Source organism: Zavarzinia sp. (assembly GCF_041650655.1).
Taxonomy (GTDB): Bacteria; Pseudomonadota; Alphaproteobacteria; order Zavarziniales; family Zavarziniaceae; genus Zavarzinia.
On record NZ_JBAZKR010000105.1, the window covers coordinates 1 to 12,379 of the forward strand.

12 protein-coding genes are annotated in these 12,379 nt (G+C 69.2%); 8 read left to right on the forward strand and 4 right to left on the reverse strand.

Going from position 1 to position 12,379, the window contains the following annotated elements:
* The 8 genes from phnH to WC493_RS18600 all read left to right on the forward strand — a co-directional run.
* Positions 1–556 (forward strand): phosphonate C-P lyase system protein PhnH (phnH, locus tag WC493_RS18565; protein ID WP_373067179.1); only part of this gene is annotated, 556 nt, incomplete at its 5' end.
* A 10-nt stretch (positions 557–566) separates the two neighbouring features.
* Positions 567–1,640 carry a carbon-phosphorus lyase complex subunit PhnI gene (locus WC493_RS18570; RefSeq protein WP_373067181.1) on the forward strand — a complete coding sequence of 358 codons (1,074 nt, stop codon included), beginning with the start codon at positions 567–569 and terminating at the stop codon, positions 1,638–1,640.
* On the forward strand, positions 1,637–2,494 hold the full coding sequence (locus WC493_RS18575) for an alpha-D-ribose 1-methylphosphonate 5-phosphate C-P-lyase PhnJ (RefSeq protein WP_373067184.1): 858 nt from the start codon (positions 1,637–1,639) through the stop codon (positions 2,492–2,494). Before WC493_RS18570 ends, WC493_RS18575 begins: the two co-directional genes overlap by 4 nt.
* Entirely contained in the window at positions 2,478–3,266 is a 789-nt protein-coding gene (gene phnK / locus WC493_RS18580; RefSeq protein WP_373067186.1) for a phosphonate C-P lyase system protein PhnK, read from the forward strand. The genes WC493_RS18575 and phnK overlap by 17 nt, the downstream gene beginning before the upstream one ends.
* On the forward strand, positions 3,263–3,958 hold the full coding sequence (phnL, locus tag WC493_RS18585) for a phosphonate C-P lyase system protein PhnL (protein WP_373067189.1): 696 nt from the start codon (positions 3,263–3,265) through the stop codon (positions 3,956–3,958). The genes phnK and phnL overlap by 4 nt, the downstream gene beginning before the upstream one ends.
* Positions 3,955–5,091 carry an alpha-D-ribose 1-methylphosphonate 5-triphosphate diphosphatase gene (locus WC493_RS18590; protein ID WP_373067191.1) on the forward strand — a complete coding sequence of 379 codons (1,137 nt, stop codon included), beginning with the start codon at positions 3,955–3,957 and terminating at the stop codon, positions 5,089–5,091. The genes phnL and WC493_RS18590 overlap by 4 nt, the downstream gene beginning before the upstream one ends.
* 7 nt (positions 5,092–5,098) lie before the next feature.
* Positions 5,099–5,800 (forward strand): DUF1045 domain-containing protein, encoded by a 702-nt coding sequence (locus WC493_RS18595; RefSeq protein ID WP_373067193.1) that lies wholly within the window; start codon positions 5,099–5,101, stop codon positions 5,798–5,800.
* 53 nt (positions 5,801–5,853) lie between these two features.
* The gene (locus WC493_RS18600; protein ID WP_373067196.1) at positions 5,854–6,813 is read left to right on the forward strand and encodes an alpha/beta hydrolase; all 960 of its coding nucleotides are present in this window, start codon (positions 5,854–5,856) and stop codon (positions 6,811–6,813) included.
* 6 nt (positions 6,814–6,819) lie between these two features.
* Here the strand turns inward: WC493_RS18600 and trmFO are convergent, their stop codons facing one another.
* From trmFO to WC493_RS18620, 4 genes are all read right to left on the reverse strand, one after another.
* Positions 6,820–8,151, reverse strand: coding sequence for a methylenetetrahydrofolate--tRNA-(uracil(54)-C(5))-methyltransferase (FADH(2)-oxidizing) TrmFO (gene trmFO / locus WC493_RS18605; RefSeq protein WP_373067206.1), 1,332 nt, complete (start codon positions 8,149–8,151; stop codon positions 6,820–6,822).
* A gap of 47 nt (positions 8,152–8,198) precedes the next feature.
* Entirely contained in the window at positions 8,199–9,626 is a 1,428-nt protein-coding gene (locus WC493_RS18610; RefSeq protein ID WP_373067198.1) for an amidase, read from the reverse strand.
* A 91-nt stretch (positions 9,627–9,717) separates the two neighbouring features.
* Positions 9,718–11,820: a TonB-dependent receptor gene (locus tag WC493_RS18615; RefSeq protein WP_373067201.1), complete on the reverse strand. Its 2,103-nt coding sequence runs from the start codon at positions 11,818–11,820 to the stop codon at positions 9,718–9,720.
* 72 nt (positions 11,821–11,892) lie between these two features.
* Positions 11,893–12,261: a hypothetical protein gene (locus WC493_RS18620; protein WP_373067203.1), complete on the reverse strand. Its 369-nt coding sequence runs from the start codon at positions 12,259–12,261 to the stop codon at positions 11,893–11,895.
* Positions 12,262–12,379: the final 118 nt, after the last annotated feature.

Sequence of the window (12,379 nt, forward strand, 5' to 3'; positions counted from 1 at the left end):
CGGCTTCGCCCGGCCGGTGTTCCAGGCCCAGGCCGCCTTCCGCGCCGTGCTGGACGCCATGAGCCGGCCCGGCCGCATCCATCGCCTGGCCGAGCCGGCGACGGCACCCGCCGGCCTGTCGCCCGCCGCGGCCAGCGTGCTCGCAGCCCTGGCGGACGGCGATACGCCGGTCTACCTCGGCTGTAGCGGGGCGGCGGCGCAAGCCTTCGTCACCCGTGCCCTGGGCGCGCCGCGTGTCGCGCTCGGGGAGGCTGCCTTCGCTGTGGTTACGGCGGCCGATCTCCTGCCGCTCGACCGTTTCGCGCCGGGCTCGGAGAGCTATCCCGACCGTTCGGCGACCGTGATCGTCGAGGTTACGGCGCTCGGCCGCGGCACGACTTACCGCCTGCGTGGCCCCGGTGTTCAGGGCACGGCGGAATTGGCGGTCGAGGGGCTGCCGGCGGGGTTCGGGGCGGCCTGGATGGTGCAGCGGGCCGGCTTTCCGACCGGTGTCGACCTGGTGATTTGTTGCGGCGACCGGCTGGCGGCGCTGCCGCGCACGGTCGCGGTGGAATAGGGGGCATTCCATGTATGTCGCGGTAAAGGGTGGCGAAAAGGCGATCGATGCCGCCCATGCCTGGCTGGCGGCGGAACGGCGCGGCGATCCCGCCGTGCCGGAGCTGACCATCGAGCAGATCCGCCAGCAGTTCGGGCTGGCGGTCGACCGGGTGATGGCGGAAGCCTCGCTCCACGACCCGGAATTGGCGGCGCTGGCACTGAAGCAGGCGCAGGGCGATACCATCGAGGCCGTCTTCCTGCTGCGCGCCTATCGCACCACGCTGCCGCGTTTCGGCGCCAGCGAGCCGGTCGATACCGCGGCGATGCGGGTCGACCGCCGCATCTCGGCGACCTTCAAGGACCTGCCCGGCGGCCAGGTGCTCGGCCCGACCTACGACTATACCCACCGCCTGCTCGATTTCGCCCTCGCCGCGGGCGGCGAACCGCAGGCCCCGCCGGAAGCCAGGCCGAGCGGGGAAGCGATGCCCCGCGTCGCCGACCTGCTGGCCGACGAGGGCTTGATGGAACGGGAAGTGCCCGTGGACGAGACCGGTGCAGTGCCGGACCTGACGCGCGAGCCGCTGGAATTCCCCGCCGGCCGCGCCCTTCGCCTCCAGGGCCTGGCACGCGGCGACGAGGGTTTCCTGCTCTCGCTCGCCTATTCGACCCAGCGCGGCTATGGCCGCAACCATCCCTTCGCGGGTGAGATCCGCCAGGGCACGGTGGCGGTCGAGGTCGAAGTGCCGGAACTCGGTTTCGCGGTCGAGATCGGCGAGGTCACGCTGACCGAATGCCAGATGGTGAACCAGTTCAAGGGCGATGCCGAGCGGCCGGCGCAATTCACCCGCGGCTACGGCCTGGTGTTCGGCCGGGGCGAGCGGAAGGCCATGGCCATGGCCCTGGTAGACCGCGCGCTGCGGGCCGAGGAATTGGGCGAGGCGCGCCAAGGCCCGGCCCAGGACGAGGAATTCGTCCTCTCCCACTGCGACAATGTCGAAGCGTCGGGCTTTGTCCAGCACCTGAAGCTGCCCCATTACGTCGATTTCCAGTCGGAGCTTCAGCTCGTGCGGGCCTTGCGCGCCCGGAGGGAGGCGGCGGAATGAGCAACGAAAACGGTTACAACTTCGCCTATCTGGACGAGCAGACCAAGCGCATGATCCGCCGTGCCCTGCTGAAGGCGGTGGCGGTGCCCGGCTATCAGGTGCCCTTCGCCAGCCGCGAAATGCCGCTGCCCTACGGCTGGGGCACCGGCGGCATCCAGGTGACGGCATCGGTGCTCGGCCCCGACGACGTCCTCAAAGTGATCGACCAGGGCGCGGACGATACGACCAACGCGGTTTCGATCCGGCGCTTCTTCGCCAGGACGGCCGGCGTCGCCACGACGACGCGGACGGAAGAGGCGACGGTGATCCAGACCCGCCACCGCATCCCGGAAACGCCCCTGAGCGAAGACCAGATCCTGGTCTATCAGGTGCCGATCCCGGAACCCCTGCGTTGGCTCGAGCCGCGCGAGACCGAAACGCGCATGCTCCACGCCCTCGGCGACTACGGCGTGATGCAGGTCGAGCTTTACGAGGACATCGCGACCCACGGACGGATCAAGCGCTCCTACGACTATCCGGTCGAGGTCGCCGGGCGTTACCTGACGGCGCCGAGCCCGATCCCCAAGTTCGACAATCCGAAACTGGCGGATTGCCCGGCGCTCCAGCTCTTCGGCGCGGGGCGGGAGAAGCGGATCTACGCGATCCCCCCCCATACGCCGGTGCGCAGCCTGGATTTCGAGGATTATCCCTTCGCGATCGAACACCCGGGTGTCGCCTGCGCCCTCTGCGGCGACAGCACGAGTTACCTGGACGAGATCGTGACCGACGACAGGGGCGGCCGCATGTTCGTCTGTTCCGACACCGATCATTGCGGCAAGCGCCGCGACGAGGACCGCAATGACGCCGCCGCCTGATGAAGCGCCGCTCCTGACGGTCGAAAACCTGGCCTATGACTACGGCAACGGCCGCGGTGTCGCGGGCGTCGATTTCCGCCTCTGGCCCGGCGAAGTGCTCGGCGTCGTGGGCGAATCCGGCTCGGGCAAGACCACGCTCCTGAAACTCCTGGGCGGCCAGCTTGTCCCCAGCGGCGGGCGCATCCTCTACCGCACGGCGGCGGGTGAGGTCGTGGACCTGCACGACCTGCCCGAGGGCAAGCGGCGCCTGCTGGCGCGCACCGAACTCGGCTTCGTGCATCAGAACCCGCGGGACGGGCTTCGTCTCGCCGTTTCGGCCGGCGGCAACGTGGGCGAGCGGCTGATGGCTACCGGCGCCCGCCACTATGGCCGGATCCGCGCCGCGGCCGAGGACTGGCTCGGCCGGGTGGAGATCGAGCAGGGCCGGATCGACGATATTCCGGCGACCTTCTCGGGCGGCATGCAGCAGCGCCTGCAGATCGCGCGCAACCTGGTCTCCGGCCCCCGTCTCGTGCTGATGGACGAGCCGACCGGCGGGCTCGACGTCTCGGTCCAGGCCCGGCTGCTCGACCTGCTGCGCGGCCTCGTGGCCGACCTCGGCCTGACCGTCGTCATCGTCACCCATGATCTCGGGGTCGCGCGGCTGCTGGCCGACCGGCTCATGGTCATGCAGGGCGGCCGCGTGATCGAGGAAGGCCTGACCGACCAGGTGCTGGACGATCCCCAGGCGCCCTATACCCAGCTTCTCGTCTCCTCGGTACTGGCGGCATGAGCACGATGAAACCCATCCTGTCGCTTCGCGGCGTGACCAAGCATTTCACCCAGCATCTGCGCGGCGGGCTCCGCCTCGACGTGCTGGCGGGCGTCGACCTCGACGTCTTCCCGGGCGACTGCGTCGTGCTCGACGGGCCGTCGGGCGTCGGCAAGTCGAGCCTGCTCAAGGCGATCTACGGCACCTATCGGGTCGACGGCGGCTCGATAATGGTCGCCGGCACCGATGTCGCGACGGCCGAGCCCAGGGCGATCCTGGCGCTGCGCCGGGCTGTGATCGGCCACGTCTCGCAGTTCCTGCGCGTGGTGCCGCGCGTCTCCGCCCTCGACATCGTGGCCGCACCGGCGCGCGGCCGGGGCCTCGACCGGGCGGCGGCGGAAGCGCGGGCGGCCGATCTGCTGCGCCGCCTGCAACTGCCGGAAAAGCTCTGGTCCCTGCCGCCCGCGACCTTCTCGGGCGGCGAGCAGCAGCGGGTCAATATCGCGCGAGGCTTCGTCGTCGACTGGCCCCTGATGCTGCTGGACGAGCCGACGGCTTCCCTCGACGGGGCGAATGCCGCTATCGTCGCCGGCCTGATCGACGAGGCGCGGGCGAAGGGCACGGCCATGGTGGCGATCTGCCACGACCCGGCGATGCGGGCACGGATCGCGACCCGGCTTCTGCCGATGACGCGGGTGGAGCAGGCGGCATGAGCAGCGAAATCATTCTGGCCAATGCGGCGGTGGTGACGCCGGACGGCGTGATCGAGCGCGGCAGCGTGGTGATCGCCGGCGGCCATATCCGCGAGATCGGCGAAGGCGCCGCCGTCCCGCCGGGTGCGATCGATTGCGAGGGCGACTATCTGCTGCCCGGCCTGATCGACCTCCATACCGACAATCTCGAAAAGCACATGATGCCGCGGGTGAAAGTGCCTTGGCCGGCGCCCGCCGCCGTCGTGGCCCATGACCGCCAGGTGCTGGCGGGCGGCATCACCACGGTGCTCGACAGTCTCGCCGTCGGCGACGTCTGGCCCGACGGCGACCGGGTGAAGACCTTCAATGCGGCGGTCGAGGCCTGGCGGGCCGGGCGCGCGGCCGGCGCCTTCAAGGCGCGCCATGCCCTGCATCTTCGCTGCGAGATCGGGCACGAGGGCGTGGTCGATCTGTTCAGTCCGCTGGCGGACGATCCGGATCTTCGCCTGGTCTCGGTCATGGACCATACCCCGGGCCAGCGCCAGTTTCTCGACGGCTCGAAGTATCGCCAGCAATATCCCCAGCTCAGCGACGCCGAATTCGACGCCTTCGTCGAGCGCCGCCGCGCGATCCGCGACGCGACCGGCCCAGCCCACCGCGCCGCCATCATCGAAATGTCGAAGGCGCGCGGCATTCCGGTCGCCAGCCACGACGACCGCACGGCGGAGGAAGTGGCCGAAGCACTGGCCCAGGGCATCACGCTCTCGGAATTCCCGACCAGCATCGAGGCCGCCAAGGCGGCGCACGGCCAGGGCATGAGCGTGATCGCCGGCGCCCCCAACCTGGTGCGCGGCGGCTCGCACAGCGGCAATGTCTCGGTCGCCGAACTGGCGCGGGAAGGCGTGCTCGACATCATGGCGTCGGACTATGTGCCGGCCTCCATGCTGATCGCCGCCTTCGGCCTGCATGACACCTTGGGTTTCGGCCTGGCCGAGGCGATCGCCACGGTGAGCCGTAATCCCGCCCGTTCGATCGGGCTCGACGATCTCGGCGCGCTCGAAGCCGGCTACCGGGCCGATGTGCTGCGGGTGCGCCGGATCGACGGCCTGCCCATCGTCGAAATGGTCTGGCGCGACGGCCGAAGGGTGATGTGAGGCGCCGATGCCGACCCGTTACGCCCTCTATTGGGCGCCCGCGGCCGACACGCCGCTGCACCGCCTGGGGTCCCATTGGCTCGGCCGCGATGCCGCCAGCGGGGCCGCTGTGGTGCAGCCGGCGCTCGACCCGATCACGCCGGCCCGTTTCGCCGAACTGACGGCGGAGGCACGGGTCTATGGTTTCCACGCCACCCTGAAGCCGCCGATGTGCCTGAAGGCGGGACGGGACCTGGGCGGCTTTCGTGCCGCCGTCACCGCCGCCGCCGCGGCTTTCGCCGCTTTCACGGCGCCACCGCTGAAGGTCGGCCGGATCGGCCGTTTCCTCGCGCTGGTGCCGGCCGGCGACATGGCGGGCTGGCGTGCCCTGTCCAATCATTTCGTGGCGGCGCTCGACGATTTCCGTGCCCCGGCGGGAGAGGCGGAACTGGCGCGGCGGCGGAAATCGGGGCTGAGCCCGGCGCAGGACGAGAACCTGCTGCGCTGGGGCTACCCTTACGTCTTCGACGAATGGCGCTTCCACATGACCCTGTCGGCGCCGCTGGCCTCGCCGGAGCGGGAGAGGGTGGAAGTCGCGGCCCTGGCCCATTTCGCCGGCATCGAGCGGAAGGAGGTGGCGGTCTCGGACGTCTGCCTCTTCGTGCAGGAAGGCGCCGGCACGCCCTTCCGGATCGCGGAACGCTTCCCCCTCGGCGCCTCTTGCGGCTGAGGCTTCGCCCTCACTATGCTGCAGCCACACTGCAGAAAGCGGGGGAGACGGGCATGTCCAATTCCGGGGCCTTGATCGTGGTGGCGGGCCAGGACCGGCCGCAGCGGGTCAGCCTGCGGGCGCGCATGCTGCGTTTCGCCCTTCGCCGCATGTTCAAGAACCGGCTTCGCTTCGACGTTCCGGTCCAGGTGGTGCGCGATCAGGTCGAGAGATTGTCGCTGCGCCTGCCGCCGCCGCCGCCGGACGTCACGGTGACCGACGTCGTGGCGAACGGCGTGCCCGGCCATTGGGTCACCCCGGCCGAGGCGACCGAGGACCGCCACATCCTCTATCTCCACGGCGGCGGCTATGTCATGTGCTCGCCCCGCACCCACCTCGGTTTCACCTGGCGGATCGCCAAGGCGGCCAGGGCGCGCATGCTGGTGATCGACTATCGCCTGGCGCCGGAACATGCCTTCCCGGCCCAGATCGACGATTCACTGGCCGGCTATCGCTACCTGCTCGAGCAGGGCATCGCGCCGGAGCGGATCGCCGTCGCGGGCGATTCCGCCGGCGGCGGCCTCACCTTCGGCCTGCTCATGCGGCTCAAGGCGGCGGGCCTGCCCATGCCGGGGGCGGCGGTCGGCCTGTCGCCCTATCTCGACCTCACGGTGACGGGCGAGACCCATTATCTCCACGCCAAGTCGGACCCGATGATCCCGCTGCCCGGCGTGGTTTACGGCGGCATCACCTATCTCCAGGGCGGCGATCCCAGGCACCCGGAAGCCTCGCCTATCTATGGCGACGCTGCCGGCCTGCCGCCCACCCTGATCCATGTCGGCTCGGACGAGGTGCTGCTCTCGGATTCGACCCGCATGGCGGCCAACTTGAGGGCGGCCGGTGTGCCGGTGGAGATCGACATCTGGTACCGGATGCCCCACGTCTGGCACGCCTTCGCCCGCTACATCCCCGAAGGCCGCGCCGCGATCGAGCGGATCGGCCTCTTTCTGCGCGAGACGATCAAGGCCCGCTGAACCGGCTCAGGCCGCCGCCGCGAGCCCGAGCCAGGCGGCCAGATCGGCCAATGCCCGGGCCGACATGGCGGCCTTGCGGTCGCCCTTGCGCGTCCTGGTATCGAGCGGCGGGAAGAGGCCGAAATTGACGTTCATCGGCTGGAACGTCTTCTCGTCGGCGCCGCCCGTGACATGGTTCAGCAGGGCGCCCAGGGCGGTCGTCGGCGGCGGCGGATTCAGGGCCTCGCCGAGTGCGTCGCCGGCCGCGAAACGGCCGGCGATCAGGCCCATGGCGGCACTCTCGACATAGCCTTCGACCCCGGTCACCTGACCGGCGAAGCGAAGATCCGGCCGTGCCTTCAGGCGCAGCGTCGGGTCGAGCAGGCGCGGGCTGTTGATGAAGGTGTTGCGGTGCAAGCCGCCCAGGCGGGCGAAGACGGCGTTCTCCAGGCCCGGGATGGTGCGGAACACCCGGGTCTGCTCGCCGTGACGCAATTTGGTCTGGAAGCCGACCATGTTGTAGAGCGTGCCGAGGGCATTGTCCTGGCGGAGCTGCACGACCGCGAAGGGGCGCCGGCCCGTATGCGGATCGGTCAGGCCGACCGGCTTCATCGGGCCGAAGGCCAGCGTATCCGGCCCGCGTTCCGCCATCACCTCGACCGGCAGGCAGCCCTCGAAATAGGGCGTGTCCTTCTCCCAATCCTTGAAATCGACCTTTTCGCCGGCCAGCAGGGCTTCGACGAAGGCGTAATACTGCTCCCGATCCAGGGCGCAGTTGATGTAATCGGCACCGTCGCCCTTGTCGTAACGCGACTGGAACCAGGCGCGGGACATGTCGATCGATTCCCTGGTCACGATGGGGGCGATCGCGTCGAAGAAGGACAGGCTGTCCTCACCGGTGAAGGCGCGGATCGCCTCGGCCAGGGCGGGTGAGGTCAGGGGGCCGGTGGCGACCACCGTATTGCCCCAGTCGGCCGGCGGCAGGCCCGCCACTTCCTCGCGCACCAGCGTCACCAGGGGCTCGGCCGCCAGCGCCGCGCCGACCGCGGCCGAAAAGCCCTCGCGGTCGACGGCGAGCGCGCCGCCCGCCGGCACCCGGTGGGCATCGGCGGCGCGCATGATCAGGCTGCCGGCGCGCCGCATTTCCTCGTGCAGCAGGCCGACGGCGTTCGACACCGGATCGTCCGAGCGGAAGGAATTGGAGCAGACGAGTTCGGCGAGCCCGTCGGTCGCATGGGCCTCGGTCTGCCGGATCGGCCGCATCTCGTGCAGCACCACGGGCACGCCGCGGCGCGCGATCTGCCAGGCGGCTTCGCTGCCGGCGAGGCCGCCGCCGACGATATGGACGGGTTGGGACATCTTTTCGGTCATGATGCCCCAACCTATAGCCGGTCGAACCGGCGCCGTCAGCCCCAGATAGGCGGGTGGCGGCCGGCCCAGGGCAGGGCCTGTTCGAGGTCGGCGGCGATGGCGATCAGCGTGTCTTCGTCGCCGAAGCGGCCGATGATCTGGACGCCGACCGGCAATCCGTCGGCCGATTGGTGCAGGGGCAGGCTGATCGCCGGCTGGCCGGTGAAGTTGAACACCGGCGTGTTCACATAGTCGCCGGCCTTCTGCAGCGTGCCTTCGAAATCGGGCGAGGTGACGTCGAAATAGCCGAGGGGCACGGGCGGGCGGGTCAGCGTGGTGGTCAGCATGACGTCGACGGTCTCGAAGAACTGGGCGATGAAACGGCTGATCCGCTGCAGCATGACCTGGGCCATGACATATTCGGCCGCCGTGGTCTGGCCCGCCTTCTGGACCAGGGCCCAGGTCATGGGCTCCAGCGTGTCGGGCCCGGCGATACCGCCGCCCATCATCGGGGCACCTTGCGCGAGGGCCGCCATGCCGGCGGTCCACAGTGTCATGAAGGCATGGGTGACCATCTCGGCCGGTGCCGACGGGGCGCCCTCGACGATGATATGGCCCATGGATTCGAGGGTCTTGGCGGTCTTTTCGACCGCGGCGACGCACTCGGGATGCAGCGGATTGCCCAGGAAATCGGTGGTCGCGACAGCCACGGTGAGCTTTCGCTTCACGCCTTCCAGCGCTTCGATAAAGGGCCGCTTCGGCGCCGGCGCCCAATAGGGGTCGCCGATGTCGGGGCCCGAGGTGGCATCGAGGGCATAGGCGGTGTCGCGCACCGTGCGGCTGACCACATGGTCGCAGACCAGGCCGCCCAGGGCATCGCCGAGATCGGGGCCGAGCGGGTTGCGCGCGCGGGTCGGCTTCAGGCCGACCAAGCCGCAGGCTGCCGCCGGAATGCGGATCGAGCCGCCGCCGTCATTGGCATGGGCGAAAGGCAGGCAGCCGGCGGCGACCATGGCGGCCGAACCGCCGGAGGAACCGCCGGTCGAATGGCCGGTGTTCCAGGGATTGCGGGCCGGGCCGTAGAAGAGCGATTCGGTCGTCGGCAGGATGCCGAATTCGGGCGCGTTGGTCTTGCCCAGGATGTTCAGCCCGGCCCGCTTGTAGCGGATGGTCAGCTCGCTGTCGTGATCGTCCGTCGCATGTTCGAACAGGCGCGAGCCCTGGCGGGTGGAGAGACCGACGCAGAGCGCGTTGATGTCCTTGAGAAGGAAGGGCACGCCGCTGAAGGGGCCGTCCGGCAGGCCATCGGCGGCGGCCTTGCGGGCCATGTCGTAGCCCTTCTGCACGACGCCGTTCAGGGCAGGATTATGCTTCTCGATCAGGCCGATGGCGATTTCCGCCAGTTCGGTGGCGGTGACGTCGCCCTTCTTCACCAATCGGCCGAGACCGACGCCGTCCTGCGCCAGATATTCGGTGACCTGCATGACGCTCTCCCCTTTGTTTGTGACGGAGCATCATGTTTTCGCGAGCGAAATTCAAGGCCGCCGCCCCGGGGGACGGCGGCCAAATTCGCGATCAATAGGTCAGGGTCAGGCCGACGGTGAAGGAGCGGCCTTCGCCCGGCAGGGCCCGGATGGCACCGCCCTCGATCTTGAAGTCCGAGAAGTCGACGCCGCCGAGGGGGTCGTAATAGCGCTGGTCGAACAGATTCTCGACCCCGGCTTCGACCCGGACGCCCGGCCACTGATAGGCGGTGCGGAAATTGACCAGGGCATAGCCCGGCGTTTCCGGCTCGTTTCGGGCGTCGTTCACCTGGTCCTTGGTCACGCTGCCCACCAGTTCGAGCGCGTTGCTCCAGTCCCCCAGGCGGTGGTCGAGGGCGATCCGGCCATGGAGCGGTGCCAGGTGATAGAGGTCGTCATGGGTGTCGCGGTTCTCGCCCATCACCAGGCCCGCGGTGCCGGAGAGGTCGAGGTCGCCGAAGGCGCCACCCTTGGCGAGGGAGAGCGAACCCGAAACATCGACGCCATAGAGAAGCGCGTCGTGATTGGCGAAGCGCAGGACGACGAACTGGCCGCCCGGGCCGAAGGTCCGCCCGGTCGGATCGGCATCGATGAAGCCGTCGACATAGGAGACATAGGGCGTCACCTTCACGCGCCAGGCGGAGCCCCGGTGCCAATCGGCCGAGATGCCGAGCGTATAGGCCACTTCGGGATCGAGGTCCGGGTTGCCCAGGTAACCGTTGGCATCGCCATACCAATTGTTCATGGCCGCCGCCATGTTGCCCTGGCCCCAGGAATAACGCTCGTAAAGGCTGGGCGAACGGGTCTTGCGGGCGAGGCCGAGGGCATAGGTCGCGTCGCTGCCGACATCGTAGGAGAGGAGGCCGGTGGCGTCGAAATTGATGTCGGTCCGGCTGCGGTCCATGGCGTTGAAGGCGTTGGCGGCGGCGATGTCGGCCGCCTGCATCATGGCGGTCCAGGAATAGGGGCGGACCTCGCCGGTATCCATCAGCACGACGTCGTTGCGGACGCCGATCTCGCTGCGCAGCGCGCTCGTCCATTGGCGCTGCCATTCGCCGTAGGTGCCGATGCGGACGCGGCGGCCGTCGTTGATGTTCACATAGGTTTCCGGTCCCATCATCATGCTGCCGGCGACCGGCGGCCACCAGTCGTTCAGGCCGAGGTAATGCAGCTCGTTACCGACGCGGAGCGTGTCGATCTCGCCGAGCGGGATGGTTGCCGCCAGCGAATAGCCATAGTCGTTGGCCCTGGTGTTCATGGGCATGGCGCCGCCCTTGTCGGCCAGCATGTCCATCTCGTGCGAGGTATGGTGCCAATAGAGGCGGGAGTCGAGCGAGCCCCAGTCGAATTCGCCTTCGTAGCGGGCATTCAGGTAGTGGCTCTTGTTGTCGGTCAGGTCCATCCGCTGGTTGGGGAAGCCCTCGTAGGGGGTCCGGGTCAGGCCGGCGCGGATGGTCAGGCGGTCGCTGCCGCGCTGCAGGCCGAAGGTGAAATTATGGTCGTAGGTCTGGGCCTCGGTCGAGCGCACGGCTTTGCCGTCGCCGCCGCGGTGATAGTCCATGTCGCGCGACCACGAGCCGGCATAGCTCCAGCTCATGTCCGGCGTCGCCAGGGTGAGGTCGCCCGAGACGGTGAGGCCGCTCGTATTGCTGCGGAAGAAGGTCGAGAGCCGGCCGGTGGAGAGCACCGGCTTGTCCGGCGTGGCGAAAAGCGGGGCTGCGGGTTCGACCACGATCGTGCCGGCGATACTGTCGCCGCCCAGGCTGACCGGGGTGACGCCCGCGATCGCCTGGATCTGCCCGATGCGCCCGGCGTCGATATAGGACAGGGCGGGGATCATGTGGTTCGGGCAGGCGTTGGTGACGGTCATGCCGTCCAGCAGCAGGCGCACCCGCTCGTCGGCCAGGCCGTTCAGCACGGGCAGGCTGGACAGGGCACCGCCGGCCTGGAGCGTGACCCCCGGGGTGGAGGAGAGCAGGCGGGCGCTGTCGGCGGTGGTGGCGGTGCCGCCCTCGGTCGTGGTGCCGAAGGGAGTCTCGGCCGGGGCTTCGACCACGACGGTCGGCAGGCTGGTGGCTTCTTCGGCCCAGGCGGCGGGAGTGAGGGCGAGGGTGAGCGCCGCGAGCGCGGTGCTGCGCAGAAGATGATCGGTCATGTCGTCGGTCCAATGATGATGGCAGGCGCCCGCGTACCCCGGATGGGGCGGCGACAGGGCGGATCGGGGGGATCAGGCCAGAATCACCGGCGGACCGCGGGGCTCGACCACCGCGGGACGGACGAAGAGGAGAAGTTCCGGCGCGGCCGGCACCCAGGTCAGCGTGCTCGACGCGGATGGGGCCGGCAGCGCGGACGCAGGGGGCGCCACGAACTGGCCGGCGATCTGCATCGTGAGGCAGATCTGGCAGCCGTGGAACGGTTTCGGGGTCGAAGATCGGTCGTCGCTCGCGCGTCCAGCGACGCAGAGGTCGGCCAGGGCGACGGTCAGCCCGTCGAGCGAGTCGAGCCGGGGCGCCGCCATCGGTGAGAGCGGCGCCAGGGTCTGGAACAACAGGGCGAGAAAGGCCGTCAGCACTGCCAAGCGGCGGCGCAGGCCCATTCTATTTTCGCCCTGGAACGACAAAGTGGAATTCCCCCCTCGACGGTTGCGGGATAGCGTTGAACCTCACGCGGCGCAATAGGACAAAGCCGCACATCGATCCCTTCAGGTGGCAGGA

What these genes read in the sequence shown, in the direction of transcription:
- WC493_RS18570 (WP_373067181.1), top strand. Translation starts at nt 567, where the DNA reads ATGTATGTCGCGGTAAAGGGTGGCGAAAAGGCGATCGATGCCGCCCAT.
- WC493_RS18575 (WP_373067184.1), top strand. Translation starts at nt 1,637, where the DNA reads ATGAGCAACGAAAACGGTTACAACTTCGCCTATCTGGACGAGCAGACC.
- phnK (WP_373067186.1), top strand. Translation starts at nt 2,478, where the DNA reads ATGACGCCGCCGCCTGATGAAGCGCCGCTCCTGACGGTCGAAAACCTG.
- phnL (WP_373067189.1), top strand. Translation starts at nt 3,263, where the DNA reads ATGAGCACGATGAAACCCATCCTGTCGCTTCGCGGCGTGACCAAGCAT.
- WC493_RS18590 (WP_373067191.1), top strand. Translation starts at nt 3,955, where the DNA reads ATGAGCAGCGAAATCATTCTGGCCAATGCGGCGGTGGTGACGCCGGAC.
- WC493_RS18595 (WP_373067193.1), top strand. Translation starts at nt 5,099, where the DNA reads ATGCCGACCCGTTACGCCCTCTATTGGGCGCCCGCGGCCGACACGCCG.
- WC493_RS18600 (WP_373067196.1), top strand. Translation starts at nt 5,854, where the DNA reads ATGTCCAATTCCGGGGCCTTGATCGTGGTGGCGGGCCAGGACCGGCCG.
- trmFO (WP_373067206.1), bottom strand. Translation starts at nt 8,151, where the DNA reads ATGTCCCAACCCGTCCATATCGTCGGCGGCGGCCTCGCCGGCAGCGAA.
- WC493_RS18610 (WP_373067198.1), bottom strand. Translation starts at nt 9,626, where the DNA reads ATGCAGGTCACCGAATATCTGGCGCAGGACGGCGTCGGTCTCGGCCGA.
- WC493_RS18615 (WP_373067201.1), bottom strand. Translation starts at nt 11,820, where the DNA reads ATGACCGATCATCTTCTGCGCAGCACCGCGCTCGCGGCGCTCACCCTC.
- WC493_RS18620 (WP_373067203.1), bottom strand. Translation starts at nt 12,261, where the DNA reads ATGGGCCTGCGCCGCCGCTTGGCAGTGCTGACGGCCTTTCTCGCCCTG.